A 19,162-nucleotide genomic window follows, 5' to 3' on the forward strand; every position below is an offset into this window, starting at 1 on the left:
AAAGAGCAAACTTAGTTTGCTCTTTTTATTATTTCATTTATGTTAATTGGTATTGGCAAGTCAACACCTTCTTCAAGAAAACGTTTATGTACCGCTTCTTTTAAAGCACATTTAGTCTTAAATTCTTGAAATGGTTCATTTAACCATACATAAGCACGCATGTGAATATGGTCTGGGTAAACATCAATAACACGAACATCTACTTGATGTATATCACTCATCACTTGATCTGGTGTACGATAATCAATAACAGTTGGTAACTTAACTGCCTCTTCTTGTATAATTCTTCGTGCTAAATCAATATCTGCTTTCAACCCTATTTTAAAATTATTAAAACTCAATACATGAGAATCTTCTATAGTATGATTTAAAATAGAATCTGTACTTATTACCGAATTTGGTATAATCAATCTCTTGTTTTCAAAGTTATTTATTACGGTATGTCTCAACGTTATGTCTTCAACAATACCAACTCTTGTATCGTCCAGTTTAATATAGTCTCCTACTCTAAATGGACGGAAAATAACTATGAAAGCTCCTGCTATTAAGTTAGATAGTGCTGCTTGTGCAGCAAAACCTATAATGGCTGCTAAAATACCGGCTCCAGAAAAAATTAAGGTCGCTTTACTTCTAAAAGCAGGCACGGTCATAATTACATAAATGACACTTAAAAGCCCTATTACAAAAGATACTGAATTACGTAAAAACTGAATACTTGTTCTACCAAAACGATCTTCTTTCTTACTCTTAATTAGTTGCCAAATAATGGCTCTTACCAATCTAGAAATAACCCAAGACACTAGAAATACAACGATAATGTACCCTAAAACACCAAAAAAGGTATCTAAATTAAAACGGTATGGTAAAAGCTTATCCATTAAAACAACGCTGTTTGACTTTCGTCATCCTTATCTTTCTTCTTCTTTTGAAGTGCTCTTTCCAACGCTTTCTTTGCTTTGTCTTCTTTAGACTCTACAAACTCTTTATCTTTAGGCTTAGCATCTTCTACTTCCAAAGGTAATGCTTCTTCTTTAATTTCTTCTTCATCATTTACCTCTATATCCTCCACTTTTTCCTCTTCTGGCTCTTCATAAGGTAATGATTCTAATAAATTAACTGTTCTTATTTTGTCTGTTGTTAATTGATTTCCTTGAGCTTTAATTCCTTTTATTGCTATAAAGTCTTCAAAATTAACTTCTATTTTGTCTAAACTTCTTTTTGAGAAAATTACCTCAGCCATAGGACGATAATCTGTAGCAATAATTTCTAACTTTGATTTCTCGTCTTCTGATATAAAAAGCTCTTCCTTGTCTGGTGTTTCAACTAAGAATCGTTTTACAAAATAACGTTCTTTTACACCATCAAAATAGATTGCTGAAATTGGTTTGTTAGGTTTCCATTTTTCTAGCACAATCATATCGTTTTCAAAATGCATCGCTAAATCTGGTGATACTGCTTTGATTTTTCCTGATTGAGTTGCTATTAAAATTTTATCTTCTGCTTTAAACTCTCCTAAAAGTTCTCCTCTACCATCAACATTTAAACGTTGTACTGTATCGTCAAACCAAATTTTTCTAGGTTTTAAAGTTGAAACTCCTGCTTCTTTAAACTCTACTTTTTTAATTGAGTACTTGGTTACTAAGTTACCTCTAACACCGCGTCCTTTTATCGCTAAATCGGCAAAATCTATATCCCATTTTAGTTTTTTAACGCTTCCTACTGCTCGGAGTAAAATAGTTACCACCTCAGCTTCTCCATTAGAGTTTGCGGTAAAATACAATACTTTTGATTTCGAATCATCATTGGCTAAGTTATACTCTTTATCACGAGTTACTGACGTCACATTAAAACGCTTCATGTATGAAGGTCCTTTCGCTCCATCACGATATATCATGTTGTAAACAGTACGTTTATCTTTTTTCTTGAATATGGCAACATGAATAATTCCTTTACCAACAAAAGTTTTAGAGTCTACTTTAGTTACTACCATAGAGCCATTTTCTCTAAATACTATAACATCATCAATATCGGCACAATCTGTAACATATTCGTCTTTTCGTAAGGATGTTCCTATGAATCCTTCTTCTCTATTTACATAGAGTTTTGAGTTACGCATTACTACTTTGGTAGCTACGATATCGTCAAAAATGCGGATTTCGGTTTTACGTTCTTTCCCTTTTCCGTATTTTGATTTTAACTCTTTAAAATAGTCTATGGCAAAGTCAATTAAATTATCTAAATGATGTTTAACCTCTGCTATTTTTTCCTCTAAACTTTCAATAAATTGTTTCGCTTTGTCTATATCGAACTTAGAGATTTTCTTAATTCTTATTTCTGTTAAACGAACAATATCTTCTTCAGTTACTTCTCTTTTTAAATGTTTAGTATGCGGTTTTAACCCTAAATCAATTGCTTCAATTACTCCTTCCCAAGTTTCTACTTCTTCAATATCACGGTAAATTCTATTCTCAATAAAAATACGTTCTAAAGAAGCAAAATGCCATTGCTCTTCTAATTCGTGTAACTGAATTTCTAATTCACGTTTAAGCAGCTCTACTGTGAAGTCTGTCGATTTTTTTAAGACTTCTGTTACCCCAATAAATACAGGTTTGTTGTCTTCAATAATACAACATAACGGAGATATTGAGTTTTCACAATTAGTGAAAGCGTATAATGCATCTATCGTTTTATCTGGTGATACATTAGCTGGTAAGTGCACTAAGATTTCAACATTAGCTGCTGTATTATCTTCAATACGTTTAATCTTAATTTTGCCCTTATCATTGGCTTTTAAAATACTATCAATTAATGATGATGTAGTTGTACCAAAAGGAACTTCTGTAATTACCAGTGTTTTCTTATCTAGAGCTGATATTTTTGCTCTTACTCTTACTTTCCCCCCTCTTTTACCATCATTATAATTGGTAACATCTGCTATTCCACCTGTTAAAAAATCAGGTACAATAGTAAAACTTCTTCCTTTTAAGTACTTTACAGAAGCATCTATTAACTCGTTAAAGTTGTGCGGTAATATTTTTGTTGATAATCCTACCGCAATACCTTCTGCTCCTTGTGCTAATAACAAAGGGAATTTTACGGGTAAGTTTACAGGTTCTTTTTTACGTCCGTCATACGAAGCTTGCCACTCAGTAGTTTTAGCATTGAAAACAACATCTAACGCAAATTTTGATAAACGTGCTTCAATATAACGAGAGGCTGCGGCACGGTCTCCTGTTAAAATGTTACCCCAGTTACCTTGCATGTCTATTAGCAGCTCTTTTTGTCCCATTTGCACCATGGCATCGGCTATTGAAGCGTCTCCATGAGGGTGATACTGCATTGTGTGACCAACAATATTTGCTACTTTGTTATAGCGCCCATCATCTAAGTCTTTCATTGAATGCATAATACGACGTTGCACTGGTTTAAACCCATCTTCCATTGACGGTACTGCACGTTCTAAAATTACATACGAAGCATAGTCTAAAAACCACTCCTTGTACATTCCCGTAACCTTGGTTATAGTCTCTGTATTTTCAAGGGGTTGATTTAATTCTTCGTCTTGTTCGTACTTATTGTTTTCTTCACTCATATATGAATGTTTAAACGTTTATTCGTTTAAGAGTTAGTTTATTTTTATTCTTTGCCTGAATCATATATCTTTAAAAAAAGTAATTTACCTATCTAAACTACTCTTTCTATCATTGTAATCTAATGCAACAGCTTTATTAAAATCTTCTCCACCTCTGCTAATTTCTAACACATATTGTGAATTTATAGCTTGTTCTATTTTGAAAAAATCTCCTTCAGATACTTTTTCCCAATATTCCTTTTCAAACCTTATATTTCCTATCCGCCAATCATTGAATTTAATTAAGTATATAATATCTTCAACACTACTTATATAACCAGAATCAGTATCATGCCCTCCGCCTCTTACTCTTTCAATTTTTTCTATTACCTTAAATTCTCCAGAATATTTTTTTTTCTCTATTAAATCTTGATAGATTACCAACCTATTTAAAAATATCCCAAGGATACCTATTCCTCCAAATACTATAATTAACTTTCCAAAAATTCCATTATCATTAAATAAGTACCAAAAAAGTATTAATATAACCATCATAAAAAACAATAACATATAATCATTTTTTATCTGTTTTTTCAAATGAGTTATATCTTTGGAGGATAGTTTAATAATCTTCATTAATTATACTTTGTATCTATTCTGTCATCTATCTTTAAACAAGATTCTTTCATTTTAAACTTCTTCTACTAAGTCTAACTCAACCTTTAAGTTGTTAATGATAAACTTTTGTCTGTCAGGAGTATTTTTACCCATATAGAATTCTAACATTTGTTCTATCGACATTTCTTTGTCTAACATTACTGGGTCTAAACGAATATCATCTCCAATGAAATGGACAAATTCGTTAGGAGAAATCTCCCCTAACCCCTTAAATCGAGTAATTTCTGGCTTTCCTCTTAGTTTGTTTATCGCAGCTTGCTTTTCTTCTTCTGAATAACAATAAATGGTTTCTTTTTTATTTCGTACTCTAAATAACGGAGTTTCTAAAATATACAAATGTCCTTCTTTGATTACTTCTGGAAAGAATTGTAAGAAAAATGTTATTAATAACAAACGAATGTGCATACCATCTACATCGGCATCGGTTGCTATTACAATATTGTTATAACGCAAGTCTTCCAGTCCGTCTTCAATATTTAAAGCTGCTTGTAGTAGGTTAAATTCCTCATTCTCGTACACTATCTTTTTAGATAACCCATACGAGTTTAATGGCTTCCCTTTTAAACTAAATACTGCTTGTGTGTTTACATTACGAGATTTGGTGATCGAACCACTTGCCGAGTCTCCCTCCGTAATGAACAACGTAGTATCTAAATACCCATCTTTTTTAGTGTCACCAAAATGTATACGACAATCGCGTAGTTTTTTGTTGTGTAAACTTGCTTTTTTTGCACGTTCACGAGCTAATTTTCGTATTCCTGATAATTCTTTACGCTCTTTTTCTGCCTGTAATATCTTCTTTTGAAGTTTGTCAGCTATTTCTGTATTTTTATGTAAATAATTATCTAACTGTGTTTTTACAAAGTCATTAATATAGGTTCTTACGGTTGGTAAGTCTCCTCCCATTTCTGTAGAACCTAATTTCGTTTTTGTTTGACTTTCAAAAACAGGCTCCATTACTTTGATTGAAATGGCACCGATAATTGATTTACGTACATCGGAAGCATCGAAATTTTTTCCGAAAAACTCTCGAACTGTTTTTACTACTGCTTCTCTAAAGGCATTTAAGTGTGTTCCTCCTTGTGTAGTATTTTGTCCGTTTACAAACGAATGGTATTCTTCTGAATATTGTGTTCTACTGTGTGTTATTGCTACTTCAATATCATCTCCTCGTAAATGAATTATTGGATACAACATATCTTCTTTGTTGTTGTTGTCTTCCAATAAGTCTTTTAATCCGTTTTCTGAATAAAACTTTTCTCCATTAAAAACAATGGTTAACCCTGGGTTTAGGTACACATAGTTTTTTAATAGTTTAGATATATATTCAGGACGATACTTGTAATTTTTAAAGATTGTTTCATCTGCTATAAAGGTTACTTTAGTACCTCTACGACGTGATGTTTCATCCAGTAATTCTTGATTCGTTAAGTTTCCTTTCTCAAACTCTGCTGAAGCTGATTTACCGTCACGGTTAGATTCTACTCTAAAGTAGGTTGATAACGCATTTACTGCTTTGGTACCTACTCCGTTTAATCCTACTGATTTTTTAAAGGCTTTAGAGTCGTACTTTCCTCCTGTGTTCATTTTAGAAACTACGTCAACTACCTTTCCTAGCGGAATACCACGTCCATAGTCTCGAACGATTACTTTATTTCCTTGTACAGAAACTTCTATGGTTTTACCTCCTCCCATGACAAATTCATCAATAGAGTTATCTAAAACCTCTTTAACCAAAATGTAAATTCCGTCGTCTGGTGATGATCCATCTCCAAGTTTACCAATATACATCCCAGGTCGCATGCGGATATGTTCTTTCCAATCGAGCGAGCGTATATTGTCTTCGGTATATTGTGTTTCTTGCGTCATAAAAAATCGTGTGAATTGAAGTCTGTGCTAAAATAGTACTTCGCCAGAAAAAATAAAAAACTCTGTTAATATAGTTATCAACAGAGTTCGTTTTATTTCTTTTTTAATGCTTTCTTCTCCCATTTACAGAGCAATCTCCCATATCTCCTCACTTTATTCTCTGTACTTTCCTTTATCGTTGCTTTGCATTGCGACAATCCTCTACAATTCTTTTTAAAGTGATATTTTGTGCTTGCTACACTGCTACAGATATACACTTTTTTGTCTTCTACTTTTTGAAATGCCACTAACACACCTACTGATAGTAGCATTATTATGACTTTTTTCATTTGTTATTTAGTTTTGGTTATCACAATAATCTCTTTGCTATTTCTTCTTCTTGAAGTACTTCACCGTTCTTTAGAATTATTTGTTTCTTCTTGTTTATAGGGTTTATGTACAACTCATAACCATAAGAACAGTTCTCAAACCTATATTTGAGAGCTCGTAAACCTGCTATTGCTCCATTATTTAATGTTTCTCTATATACATTATGTGAACACGATTCTCTGAAAATACAGCTAGCTGATTTATCTTTTGGTTTAAATTTCCAATATATTTTTATAAAAAGAAGTAACAAATATTTCATTATTCTTTACTAAAAACAATCATTTGTCTATATGCTGTAAACCCAGGTTTTGCACCAAAGCCAAAACAACCTGGATCAGCTCTTACATAGGTCTCAACACTCTCCAGTTGAACATATCTCCACCCTTGATTCGTAAAGTTTTCTATGATATCTTCTAATTGTTTTGCTACTTTCTTTGAATTATCCTTATCTCTGTTTATCACAGGATAAAAAGGCACTACCTTGTATTCCATAACTTATAAATTAACTAGTATGACATTCTTTGCTACAGTAGTAACAACCATTAACTTTGTTATAATACTTCTTAGCTTCTTTGACTGCATCTTTACAATTATCAAATTCCCCTAAATAAATTCTATTTTCAACTTTAGGAATCCAAGAACACTCTAATTTATGAACTTCATGATCTCCATTAGTTTGTGCATTTTTGTTTACATAATACCTTGCCATTTCTATATTTTTTGATTAGTTTTCTCACAAACCTACCTTAATAAAAAAGCAAAACCTTACGGGTTTCCATAAGGTTAACTTAATTATTAAATTTTTCATTAAGTACGAAATAATACTTCTACTAGGCACAAAATACCTTTTCCATTAGGCACGAAAAGACATTTCCACTATATATATCAAGTTTAATAGTTCTTTTGAAAATAAAAAGAAAGTCTAAACTCTAGTTTCGGATAAGCTATATCTCTAAGCTTGCATTGTGACACCCGACACTACTATTCTTTAACACTAGACAGTGGTGTCTTGTGACTTCATACACTACTGTCTGATGTTTAAGACAAAAATACCTGTGCAAACTACACTTTTAAATAAGCCCAAAATCTTTAGTAATAGCTATGAGTTGGGTAGGATTATTGGCATTAAAATTTTCTTTTAATAGTTTTAAGCGTTTTTCTACTGAACTTATACTACTTGGCTTAATGTTCCGATTCTTTAGTTCTCCGCTAATTTCTTTTTGATCTAATCCTTCAGCTAAATGTTTTAGTAAAAACACATCGTAATCTGTAATCTCAAATGCTTCTTTATTTCGCAAGGCATGTGCTAACTGCGGAGTAATAAAAAACTCGCCGTTATAAACAGACTGTACTGCTTTTTTTAGTTCTTTTTGTCCATGGTTAGATTTCCATACATACGCATTTACTGCTAACTCGTTACATAATTGCTGTATTCGATATGGTTTGTCTTCTATAGAAAATACTATAGTTTTTAAAGCTGGTTGTAGTTTTTTAGCTTCTGTTATAAGATCTTCTCCTGATTCTAATCGTTGCTCATGTATGTTATCTTTAAATGATAAATCGCTTACTAATAAATCAAATGGTTCTTTATCTAACCATGCCTTTTTTAATTTTAAGTAAGCTTCATCACAGTATTGTGCATATTCTATAGTAGGTATTTGCATGTCTTCTAAAGCTACTTGAATTCCACTTGACATGAAATCGGCATCTTCTGCTATCAATATTTTTTTGAACATAACTACTTTTTAAAGTGAAACTTTGCTTGAAATCCTTTTTCTTGCTTTGATTCAAAAGTAATAATACCTCCTACTGATTTAATACGGGTTTCCATATTTTTCAAACCGTTTTTTATTGATAAGTCTTTAACACCTCTCCCATTATCCTGATATGCAATAGATAATGTTTTTTTAGACAGCGAAAATGTAATAAGCACCAAACTTGCTTCACTGTGTTTTTTCATGTTTACTAAGAGTTCTCGCAATACTCTGTATAGTACTATTTGTTTTTCTTTTGGTAACTCATTTACTACTACTTCTTTTAATCCTTTATGGATTACTTTACAAGTATCGTTCGTGAAATCTATAAACAACTGTTTTAAAAAGCTCTCAAAATGTTCTCCTGTAAGTACAGGACTATTCTCATGAGAAATATCTCTAGTTTGAGCGTATATTTTTTCTACCCTTGCTAGTAGTTTGGTATCTGTTTCTGCTTTATTTTGTAAAGTATTCATTACTGAATACACATCATTCGCCAATTCATCGTGTATTTTTTTAGACAAACGGGTTTCTGTATTGTAGACTTCTATGGCTTTTTCTTTTCTAGTTTTTTCTCTTTTGTAAAAGAAATAGACTATTGAGGATAGAATGGTAAGAATAACTATAAAAATCCAGAGTTGTTTTTGCGATTTTTGTTGTTCTAAACTAAGGTTTGACTCTGCTAAACGAGCTCTAGCTTCGAGTTTTTGTTTTTTTTCTTCTTCATAATTATATATATTAGTTATAAATTTATTTCTCAATTTTCTTTTTGAAGAAGAAATACTATCATTCAATTTTATTCTTTCCAACGCTAACTTTTGAAGCCTTGTTGGTTTTGTTGATAATAAAATTCTATCAATTCCTAAAAGTATATATTTTGGCATTTCATACTTTAAAGCTAGTTTATAAATTAGATCTGCATATTTTTCAGCTTCTTCAGGTCTATTTACTTTATTATAATAAACATGTAAATAAAAATAATTACTCGCTAAAGAACCAAAATCTTTAGTTTTCTTTTTTAGAGCTTGGTTTTTTAAAAAATCTTCTTCTTTTACATTATCTCCATTTAACAATCTGGCATAATTGTAATTATCTATAACTTTTGCTCTTAAATTAATTCCAATACTATCTTTATATGGGTTTGATAATAAATTTTCATAAATTTTGATAGCAGATTTGTAGTTTTTTAAAGAGACATAATTATTTGCTATATTATTTTTATATCGGTACTTCTGTATAGAATCTTTTGTAAACTCCATTGCTTTACTATACCAGTAAACAGCTTCTTTGTAATTTTCTTTTAAATTGGAGTTAACTCCTAAAAGATTATATAACGAAGAAGTTAAAACATTACTTTTCTTATTCTTTTTCAGATATTTTAAAGCCTTTATTGATGTAGAATCACTTTTAAAAAACAGTTCTATTTCTGTTTCTATTTTTGCTAAACTGAATAATTTTTCTGAAATTTTTATACTGTCTCCTATAGTTTCATATTCTTTCTTTGATAAATTTATATATTTATATGCACTATCAATTTCATTTACTTTTTTATAATAATACCCTAATTTATAATACTTTTTAGCTAATTCTCTATCTTTTAAACTAGATATTTCTTTCTTTATATCTAATATTTTTCTATTTACATCCTTTACTTGACTAAGGCTAGTGAAGTAATTAAATAATAAAAACAGGAGGATTACTTTGTTTATTTTCATCCTCCTAAATTATTAAATTACTTTATAAAACTAACTTTTTTTTAATCTTCTGGTTCTGGATCAGGATCAATATCATTTCCTCCACCATTTCCTCCACCTGTATCTGTATCACTTGTCGTTGTTTCCGTAGAGTTTGTTTCAGGTGCTACAGTGGTTGAATCTGTATTTATAGTGTATAATCCATTTGTTACTAAAAATGTTATAATTAATAAAACCTTGTTCATTTTTGTTTCTTTTAAAAATTGATAGTATTTATCCTGTCCCAGCACTTTGCTTGGGCACAGTTACACCGAGTTTGGGTGTAGAATTTTTAAAAGAGGTGCGCATCTCTTTTGCGGGAAGTGAAGATGAACATCAGTATTTTTTAGTAGCTCCCCCTCTACGAAAATCCACTAATGTTTATCTTATAATTAGAACCAATCGATTGTTTTGTTTTTTGTTTTCTCGATTAATTCTGATGCAAATATTGACAATGAAAAAGGTTTAAAATGAACCATTATTTAACCAATTTTTCTCCATACTGTATTTGTGCACTTTATGGTTAACCGTAACCAAAAAGTGACCACTTTGGATACTTTTGGCCAAACACCAAATAACCATGATTAAACAACTTATAACCGATTTTTTTAATGCTATTGAGGAAAATGAGTATAAAACCAATAAAAATGCAAAGGCTGTTTTTTGGGCTAACGAGTTACAGGAAGTAGGCTATAATGATGAAAATTATATAAGCGAAAGAAAGGCCAAACGGTATTACGAAAAGTATGTGGAAGAAAAAGAAGGAGTAAGTGTAAGTTTGCCTAATAGCCACCAAAGAGATTTTATAGCTAAGTATTTAAACTATGAGAATTATGAAGATTATGTAAACAAACACACTTCTTCTAAGAATAAGTCTTCTAAAAAAAATGAAGGGTTTGATTATAACATAGAGAATTCTCCTGGTAAGGAAAAAGTAAAAAAACAAAAATCTATTATTGTAGTGGGGATTATTATAATTGTCCCTTTTTTATTTATTTACAGAGTGTCATTCCTTAATAGTGGTAACTGCTTCGTTTGGGAAAAAGACCACTATAAAAAAACTTCTTGCACTACTAAAAACGCTATAAGTAGAGATGCACTTTCTATAGACATTGATACCTTTAAAAAGGTAACACTTACCAAAGGCATGGAGTTTTTCACAAATGGTAACCCAAACTTTTGGTATGGAAGTAATACAGAAGGGAAACGAGAGTTTTTTACAGATAGAGGCATACACCCTGAAACTTTGAAAGAATTAGATCCTATTACACCTTACATTTTGGAGAAAGAAGGTTTCAGACCATAAAAAAAAGCCGTTAATTTAATTATTAACGGCTTTTTATAATGTCTAATTCTTATTTAGTTAATTATTAACTTCTGAATTATTCTTTGTTCTTCTGTTTCTATTAAGATAAAATATATTCCTGAAACTAAACTCAAATCGTAATCAACTTTATACTTATCAGCACCATTCATAGTTTTAGCATCTACTAAACTACCTCCTAGCATTTCTAAAACCTTCATACTAACTAAGTTTTGTTCTTTTAATTCTATATCTACCGTAAACTTACCTGAAGATGGGTTTGGATATATTACTAGGTCTGTAATCATTGGCGAGGCACTCCTTTGGTCTTCTTCAGTTGTTGTAACTTCTCTATCGATGACAATTACTTTCTTTGTTATCATTGCTTCACAACTTCCTATTCTAGTTACCATAGTTATTTCATACTCTCCCTCTTTTACAAATTCTATTTCTGTATAACTATCGTTACTTTCATTAATAATTGCTTCGTCTGGCAATATCCATACTACCTCATCTGCTACAACACTACTAATATTTACTGCTACAAAACTTTCATCTGTAAACACTTGTGTTGATACAGCTAAATCTGCAGATATCTCTTGTTTTGAGCGTATAATTTCAATACTATCTTCTACCACACATCCTTTTTTATCTGTTGCTATTACAGTATAAATTCCTTCTTCTTTTACCTCAACAATAGCTTCATTACTTGTAAATCCGCTTGTTGAGCTCCAACTATATGCTACACCATCAATAATAGTTGCATCTAAAATATATGTTTGATCTACACACAGTGTTACATCAGTACCTAAATCTAGTTCTATTTGCTCTGGATCTTCAACTGTAAAAGATTTTGTTATAAAGCACCCTTTACTATCTTTTACTTCTACAGTATATTCTCCTGAAGTTAGTCCTGTAACTACCTTACCTTTTCTTGAATTACTCCAAGTATATTCATAAGGAGGAGCTCCTCCAGTAACTTCTAATGCAATACTACCATCATTTCCTTGAAAACAAGTTGGTTTTGTTATAGTTTCACTTACTATTGATATTTCTGGTGGTAGTGTTAATTTTATTGCTCCTGATACTCTACAACCATTAGCATCTACAATTGTTACACTATACTCTCCAATAGGTACACTTTGTAACATAGCATTGTTATCTCCTGTATTCCACAGATAGCTATATGGTGCAGTCCCTCCAGTTACTGTTGTATTTACTGTCCAATCATTTCCTGTTCCACATAAAGTATAGTCTGAACCTAACTGTAATGCTAATATTTCAGGCTCTTTTAAATTATATAAAGCGCTTTTTACTGTATTTGCTTTTGAATCTTCAACTACTACATAATATACTCCCTCACCTAAACCTGAAACTGATTGCGAAGTTCCTAATGGTAAAGGACTACTTGATTCTTTATACCACTTATAAGTGTATCCTTTTACTCCTCCAACAACTTGAGCTGTTAAAGTTCCGTCTTCCTCTCCATTACAACTAATTACTGAAGTCTTTACTATAGTTACTTCCAATTTTAACGGCTGACTTATTACATATTCTTTAATTAAAGTACAGCCTTTACTATCTGTTGTAATTAATTGATATTTGCCTGCTGAGATAGATGCAATTTTATTACTGCCTGTTAAAATCGTCGTCCCTGAGCTATCTTTCCATTCATAAGCATAAGGTGGTGTTCCTCCTACTATTCCCACAGAAATTGATCCGTTTGATAATCCAAACCCTGTAACTTCTTCTATCAATACATTTGAAACTGATAGTGGTAATGGCTGAGTGATTTCTATTGTAAAGTCTGAGCCTCCATCTGTATTTAGAGCTAAACAATTGTTTGCATCTCTTACTTGAAGTGTGTAAGTGTTCTTCTTTAAGTTATTCACTTTTATAGTATTTCCTGCTACACTTATCCAATCACTAAAGCTTGATACATCTCTATATCTAAATTGATAATTTCCTGTTCCTCCTTGTACTTCTACCTCAAAACTTCCATCATTGGAATTGAAACAACTTAAATCTATTTCTTTGATTGCTAACTGAATTTCTGTGGGTTCTGAAACTGTAAAAATTGAACTTTTTTCTTCTATTCCTTCTGCGTTATTTACTATTACATAATAATTACCTGCTGAAATATTTTTAAGCTGTTTTTCTGTCCCTATAAGCTCATTACTATCTGCATTATACCATGCATAATTGTTTCCTCCAACTCCACCAACGGTAATTACGTCTAAGATACCGTTTGAGGCATCATGACATTTTACTTCTTGTACCTGTGTTATTTCTACTAATAATTCTCCTGGACTTGCTAAATTGTATGTTTCTTCAATTATACAGCCTTCAGCGTCTTTTATTATAATTGTATAGATACCTTCTGGTAGGTTCTCTATTTTATCGGATAAATCACTAGATGCTTTTGTAGAAACTGTATTCCCTGTTTCATTTTTCCACTCAAATGAATAAGGTGCTACTCCTCCTACGAAAAACACTTCAATACTACCATCATCTACTAAGTTTGATGAAGGTCTTATTAATTTTACATTCGTTATATCATACTTTTCTGGTTGATTGATTGTTACCTCTTTTGTTGTTTTGCACCCGTTCTTGTCAGTAACTACAACTGAGTATATACCTGAAGATAAGTTTTCTACTTTTCTAGTGTCTAAACTTGTATGATTCCAACTATAGGTATAAGGTGCTACTCCTCCTGAAACTGTTATATCTATAAATCCATCCGTACCTCCATAACATGCTACATCTCCTTTGCTTATCCCTGTAATTTCAAGTAATGATGGCTCGGTTAACCCATACTCTTTGGTGGCTGTATTTCCGTTTTTATCGGTGATTATTACCACATAAATTCCTACTCCTACATCCTTAAGTGCATTAGTAGTACTTACTACTGTAGCATTTCCTTTTAACTTCCACGAATACATATATGGTATTACTCCTCCCTTAACTTCAGCTGTTAGTGTTCCTACTCCATTTTTACATAAAATTGAAGTTTCGCTTACATTTACCGTTAACAATTCTGGTTCATTAACTGTATATGTTTTTTCCACTAAACATCCTTTGGTGTCTGTTATTTTTATCGAATATTCTCCTGCTTTAACTCCTGATAATTTAGAGGTTGTACTGCTTTGTACAATTCCGCTTGAATTTTTCCATTCATAAGTATAGTTTGGTGTTCCTCCAACAACATTTATACTTATTTCTCCATTTGATAACCCAAAACCTGTAACATCTTTTATTACTGAATTATCTATAGCTAAAATTGTTGGTTCTTTAATTGTAACCTTTGTTGTAACCTCACATAGGTTTTTATCTCTAACAACCACTTCATATATACCAGCTTGTAAAGAGTTTAAACTACTACCAATTGTTCCATGCTTCCAACTATATGTATATGGTGCAGTTCCTCCTGAAACGTTTACATCTATGAAACCATCTGCTCCTCCATTACAAGACACGTCTACTTTAGTTATTCCTGTAATTTCTAACTGTAATGGTTCTATTACTTCATATTCTTTTGTAGCAATATTTCCATTTTTATCTGTTACTGTTATTACATAAATTCCTGCACCTATATTACTAAGTTTATTGATAGTACCTAGTTCTACACCTCCTCCTTTTAATTTCCATGAATAACTATATGGAGTTACTCCTCCGCTAACTTCAGCTGTTAAGTTTACATCATTATCTCCAAAACAAAGGTTTTCTCCTTGTTCAATTATATTATCAACCACTAATAATTCTGGTTCTGTAACAGTATAACTTCCAGTTGTAATACAACCATTAGCATCTTTAACAGTTAATTCATATTCTCCTGCTTCTATATTCTTAAACGGGTTGGCTGTTCCTAAGATAGTCGTGTTTCCTTTTTGTCTCCATTCATATGTATAGCTTGGTGTTCCTCCAACAACATCAACAGATATGCTTCCATTTTTTGTTTCAAAACCTGTTAAGTTATTAACTGTATAGCTAGACACTTCCAACGCTGCTAAAGGCTGTTCTATCGTAAAGTTATTAGAAGTAAATGTACACCCATTACTATCAGTAACCTCTACATAATAAGTTCCTTCTTTTAACTCTGTAACATCTTCCGTTGTTTTATTAAAGGCTGTGTTATTAGTACTCTTCCAAGAAAAATTATATGGTTTAGTTCCTCCTAAAATAGTAATATCAATACTACCATCTCCTCCTCCAAAACAACTCACGTTTGTACTCGACGCTAAGTTTACTTCAATTTTAGCTGGTTGGCTAATTATAATCTCTTTTTGTGTAGTAGCTCCTTTTATATCATTTACTACCACTCTATAACTTCCTGCTTTAAGGTTGCTTATTTTATTTTGTTTTAGGTCTGAATTTAATAAAACCGGTGCCCCTGAAGATATATCATACCATTTATAATCAAAGTCAATTGGAGTTGAATATATTGGATATCCACCTGATACCTCAGCTAGCAATTCACCAGTTTCATCACCATTACATAAAATATTTTTTGTTTGTTTTATAGCTACTTGTATAGGCTGTGGTTCCTTTACTTCATATGACTGAGTTATTTCACATCCTTTTGCATCTCTTATAACTACATGATAAATTCCTGCAAATAGATTATTTATATCTTTAGTATTACTAGTAAAAGACGCATCACCTTCTTTTGTCCATTTATAGTTATGCGCTCCTTCACCTCCTGATGTTTCTATTGTTATAGCTCCTTCATTATTCCCTGCTACTTCACAATTTATTATAGAAAAACTATCAATTTTAATTTGAGTCGGCTGTTTTATTATGGTAGTTGCTGGTGTACTAACTAAACACCCTTTACTATCTCTAATCAAAACAGTAAAATTTCCAACCGTTAATCCATCAATTGTATTATTAACTAAACTACTTACTGTTTGAAACGATGTTTGATTATCAATAGAGTATTCATACGGTGGAGTTCCTCCTCCGATGGTAAGTTTTATTTTTCCATCCTCAGCTCCATAACAAGAAATATCTGTTTTAGTTATGTTTAAAGTAATCGAGCTTGGTTCTATTAATGAAATACTTCTTGAAATACTTGTAAATCCATCATTGATAGTAACAGAGTAATTACCCTTACTAATATTTACCAACTGATTGGTTGTTTTCCCTATCAATTCTGTACCTCCTTTAAACCATTTATATGAATAACTATTTGATCCTCCAGATGGATTCACTATTAACGAGCCTACACCACCATTACAACTAATGGCTTTACTAACAGTAAGAGAAGCAACTAATTGAGGGTTTTCTCTAACTTGTATTTCATTAGAAGTTATTGTACACCCGTTACTATCTTTAATGGTAGCTATATAAAACCCTGCCCTTAGTCCTGTAATTGTATTTCCTGTTCTAGAAAAAGAAGTATCATATTTCTTTCTCCATGTTATAGTATAGTTTGGAATTCCACCATCTATGGTTAATGATATTTCCCCTTTAGCCTCTCCGAACACATTATTATGTTTTACAGAGTTAACCATCATTTCAATTGGTAAAGGTTCTGTTATTGTTATTGACGAGGAAACTTTAGATCTACAAGTAGTTATATTTTTATCTCTCACTATAAACCTATATCCAGTACTACTTGCTGGTAACGAAAACACATTACTATTTTGCCATAAGATTCCCGAGCTCTTGTATACTGCATATTGATATGCATTTGACTTTCCTCCTGTAGCTGTAATACTTACAGAGGCTCTACCTCCACTACATTTTATTGGAGCTGTCAAGTTTACTCTTGAAATAACTACCTCTGATTGTTCTATTACTGCAATAGATTTTTCTAAGCTACCTTGTTTACTATCTTTAACTAAAACAGTATAGTTTCCTGCCTCAATATTAAAAGAGGCACTATTTGTTCTTCCTGTTAATGTACTTAGTATTGTTGAACCTCTTTTTAAAATAACAGTATAGTTAGGGTACCCTCCTGTAATACTTGTTACATTAATTGTTCCTTTACCTTGATAGCAATCTGGTTTTACTGAACTAACAGAAAATGTTATTGGTTTTGGATCTATAATCTTAGGAAGTGTATATTCTTGCGTACAGTTATTTTTATCTGTGTATCTAATTTGGTGGGTTCCTGCAGGTAAATTAGGTATTGTAAAACCTCCTACATAGGCCCTACCACTTCTAGTATTGGTTGTGCTTCCATTTAGTAAAACTGTATAATTGTAATAGTTACTAAAAGGCGTGCCTCCACTTACACTACTTATTTTTATAGAAGCATCAGTGCTTCCTACTGCGCTAGGATGCGTAACTGCATTGGACGGTAAAGTATGTGTTATTTTATTTTTTCCACTTATTGTTATTGATTGTGAAGTCTTATTTTTATCTATACAACCTTTAGTGTCTTTTATCCTTACTACATAATTAGCTGGTGATAATCCGTTAATTGTAATTTGACCTGAAAACGTTGACGAACTCCAAGTAGCTCCATTATTTAAACTATAGTAAAAACTACCTGATCCTCCTGATCCCTCTATTTTAATTTTTCCATCTTTACTATTATAACATGTTTCATTCTGAACTTTTGAAGCACTAAAAACTACTTTTGGTGGAGACTTTATTTGAAAATCATACGAGTACTTCTCACATAGAGGAGAACCTGTACTTCTATTAAATCCAGTTACCTCAACCCTATAATCTCCTGATGTTAATGTTCCTGAACTTGGCTTCCAATCATACATCCAATATCCTCCTGAACTTACAAATGAAGTAATTCCTGGGTTATTATCAACAGCTACATATTCATTTGTTAATGTTTTCTTTAAAAGATTAAAATCTATTTTTTCATAACTAAAAAGTTGTCTTGTGAAATACAGTTTAAAGTCTGCATCTGTACTGTAAGAACAAGTAGGTTGCTTTATTGTTGGAGCTTTTGCTATCTGCGGAGCATCAGGTAAAAATTGTAGAGTAACATTGTTCGTAGTAATAGAGCTGTTGCAGCTTGGTTTTACATGTATGTTTATATTTTTAGTCAATGCCTTTTTTCTATCTGTAGCTGAAGAATACAAATCAGATAGTTTTAAATCAATTGTGGCTTGCCCTGTTTTATTCGTGATAGTTCTCCAAACACTTACCTGTATCGTTTTAGGACCTGTGTAATTATTCAAATTTCTCCTCGCCTCAAATAAAGCCATCATAAAACCTGAACACCTGTCAATGTCTCTCTCTCTTCTTACACAATCATCATAAGCTGCTTCTGCTGAAGATACAGCATTTAATAAATCTTGATAATCTGGATGTGTTCTAGTCTCAGTATTTACTGGATCAAAGAATTCCCAAACATATACACCTGAAGCTGGAGTAAAACCTGAAGTTGCCTTAATTCTAACTGGACTACTTTCGCAAACTGTTTTTACTCTTGAAGTACTTGATCCATCGGGATATGATAGAGAAATATCAGGTTCTATAGAGATCCGTGCCCAACCTCTATTTATATCACTTCTGTATACTTCATCTTTCTGATATTGTTTATAAAAACAAGGAGAAGTTACATTTACCGAAATCCAAGATTCTTTAGAACTTTTACATCCAAAAGTTCCATTTCTTCTAGTGATTGTATGAAACTCTACTTTGGTTACTTTTTTAGATACATTAAAAGTGTCTTCATGTGAATACATTTGATTAATAAAGCGTAACCCATAAATCGCAGGATCTCTTAAATATTTTGTGGTTCCATCAGAGAAAAACATTTTTATTCCTCCTAAACCATTTTTGTTAGAACCACAAGAAGACCTTCCTTGTCCTATATAACCTTCAACTTTTATGGTATACTTTTGTGCTTGCGATATAATTGAAAAAAATAAGAATATAATTAAGAGTATATTTCTTTTCATATAGCTTCCTT

General features: G+C 31.8%; 13 protein-coding genes. 1 reads left to right on the forward strand and 12 read right to left on the reverse strand.

The features are described 5' to 3' along the window. Positions 1-11: 11 nt before the first annotated feature. The 11 genes from LCI24_RS14435 to LCI24_RS14485 form a co-directional block, all read right to left on the reverse strand. Entirely contained in the window at positions 12-878 is an 867-nt protein-coding gene (locus LCI24_RS14435; protein ID WP_125067321.1) for a mechanosensitive ion channel family protein, read from the reverse strand. Beyond that, positions 878-3,592: a DNA gyrase/topoisomerase IV subunit A gene (locus LCI24_RS14440; protein WP_274641008.1), complete on the reverse strand. Its 2,715-nt coding sequence runs from the start codon at positions 3,590-3,592 to the stop codon at positions 878-880. Before LCI24_RS14440 ends, LCI24_RS14435 begins: the two co-directional genes overlap by 1 nt. Before the next feature lie 84 nt (positions 3,593-3,676). Beyond that, positions 3,677-4,168 carry a hypothetical protein gene (locus tag LCI24_RS14445; protein WP_274641009.1) on the reverse strand — a complete coding sequence of 164 codons (492 nt, stop codon included), beginning with the start codon at positions 4,166-4,168 and terminating at the stop codon, positions 3,677-3,679. Between the two features lie 93 nt (positions 4,169-4,261). Then, entirely contained in the window at positions 4,262-6,118 is a 1,857-nt protein-coding gene (locus LCI24_RS14450) for a DNA topoisomerase IV subunit B (RefSeq protein ID WP_274641010.1), read from the reverse strand. Between the two features lie 92 nt (positions 6,119-6,210). Continuing rightward, complete coding sequence (locus tag LCI24_RS14455) at positions 6,211-6,447, reverse strand: hypothetical protein (protein WP_274641011.1); 237 nt, start codon at positions 6,445-6,447, stop codon at positions 6,211-6,213. Between the two features lie 20 nt (positions 6,448-6,467). Continuing rightward, positions 6,468-6,746 (reverse strand): membrane protein insertion efficiency factor YidD, encoded by a 279-nt coding sequence (gene yidD / locus LCI24_RS14460; protein WP_274641012.1) that lies wholly within the window; start codon positions 6,744-6,746, stop codon positions 6,468-6,470. After that, entirely contained in the window at positions 6,746-6,979 is a 234-nt protein-coding gene (locus tag LCI24_RS14465) for a hypothetical protein (RefSeq protein WP_274641013.1), read from the reverse strand. The genes yidD and LCI24_RS14465 overlap by 1 nt, the downstream gene beginning before the upstream one ends. 10 nt (positions 6,980-6,989) lie before the next feature. Next, on the reverse strand, positions 6,990-7,196 hold the full coding sequence (locus LCI24_RS14470) for a hypothetical protein (RefSeq protein WP_274641014.1): 207 nt from the start codon (positions 7,194-7,196) through the stop codon (positions 6,990-6,992). A 361-nt stretch (positions 7,197-7,557) separates the two neighbouring features. After that, complete coding sequence (locus LCI24_RS14475; RefSeq protein WP_274641015.1) at positions 7,558-8,223, reverse strand: helix-turn-helix domain-containing protein; 666 nt, start codon at positions 8,221-8,223, stop codon at positions 7,558-7,560. A 2-nt stretch (positions 8,224-8,225) separates the two neighbouring features. Beyond that, positions 8,226-9,956 (reverse strand): tetratricopeptide repeat-containing sensor histidine kinase, encoded by a 1,731-nt coding sequence (locus LCI24_RS14480; protein WP_274641016.1) that lies wholly within the window; start codon positions 9,954-9,956, stop codon positions 8,226-8,228. Between the two features lie 41 nt (positions 9,957-9,997). Next, the gene (locus LCI24_RS14485) at positions 9,998-10,180 is read right to left on the reverse strand and encodes a hypothetical protein (protein ID WP_274641017.1); all 183 of its coding nucleotides are present in this window, start codon (positions 10,178-10,180) and stop codon (positions 9,998-10,000) included. 374 nt (positions 10,181-10,554) lie between these two features. Here LCI24_RS14485 and LCI24_RS14490 point away from each other — a divergent pair, with 374 nt between their 5' ends. Further along, positions 10,555-11,280: a hypothetical protein gene (locus LCI24_RS14490; RefSeq protein WP_274641018.1), complete on the forward strand. Its 726-nt coding sequence runs from the start codon at positions 10,555-10,557 to the stop codon at positions 11,278-11,280. A 53-nt stretch (positions 11,281-11,333) separates the two neighbouring features. Here the strand turns inward: LCI24_RS14490 and LCI24_RS14495 are convergent, their stop codons facing one another. Further along, on the reverse strand, positions 11,334-19,151 hold the full coding sequence (locus tag LCI24_RS14495; RefSeq protein WP_274641019.1) for a T9SS type A sorting domain-containing protein: 7,818 nt from the start codon (positions 19,149-19,151) through the stop codon (positions 11,334-11,336). Positions 19,152-19,162: the final 11 nt, after the last annotated feature.

This window comes from Tenacibaculum larymnensis (genome assembly GCF_028829235.1).
GTDB lineage: Bacteria > Bacteroidota > Bacteroidia > Flavobacteriales > Flavobacteriaceae > Polaribacter > Polaribacter larymnensis.

Bases quoted from the DNA above. Each gene is read 5' to 3' on its own strand.
- LCI24_RS14435 (WP_125067321.1), bottom strand. From the start codon at position 878: ATGGATAAGCTTTTACCATACCGTTTTAATTTAGATACCTTTTTTGGT.
- LCI24_RS14440 (WP_274641008.1), bottom strand. From the start codon at position 3,592: ATGAGTGAAGAAAACAATAAGTACGAACAAGACGAAGAATTAAATCAA.
- LCI24_RS14450 (WP_274641010.1), bottom strand. From the start codon at position 6,118: ATGACGCAAGAAACACAATATACCGAAGACAATATACGCTCGCTCGAT.
- LCI24_RS14455 (WP_274641011.1), bottom strand. From the start codon at position 6,447: ATGAAAAAAGTCATAATAATGCTACTATCAGTAGGTGTGTTAGTGGCA.
- yidD (WP_274641012.1), bottom strand. From the start codon at position 6,746: ATGAAATATTTGTTACTTCTTTTTATAAAAATATATTGGAAATTTAAA.
- LCI24_RS14465 (WP_274641013.1), bottom strand. From the start codon at position 6,979: ATGGAATACAAGGTAGTGCCTTTTTATCCTGTGATAAACAGAGATAAG.
- LCI24_RS14470 (WP_274641014.1), bottom strand. From the start codon at position 7,196: ATGGCAAGGTATTATGTAAACAAAAATGCACAAACTAATGGAGATCAT.
- LCI24_RS14475 (WP_274641015.1), bottom strand. From the start codon at position 8,223: ATGTTCAAAAAAATATTGATAGCAGAAGATGCCGATTTCATGTCAAGT.
- LCI24_RS14480 (WP_274641016.1), bottom strand. From the start codon at position 9,956: ATGAAAATAAACAAAGTAATCCTCCTGTTTTTATTATTTAATTACTTC.
- LCI24_RS14485 (WP_274641017.1), bottom strand. From the start codon at position 10,180: ATGAACAAGGTTTTATTAATTATAACATTTTTAGTAACAAATGGATTA.
- LCI24_RS14490 (WP_274641018.1), top strand. From the start codon at position 10,555: ATGATTAAACAACTTATAACCGATTTTTTTAATGCTATTGAGGAAAAT.
- LCI24_RS14495 (WP_274641019.1), bottom strand. From the start codon at position 19,151: ATGAAAAGAAATATACTCTTAATTATATTCTTATTTTTTTCAATTATA.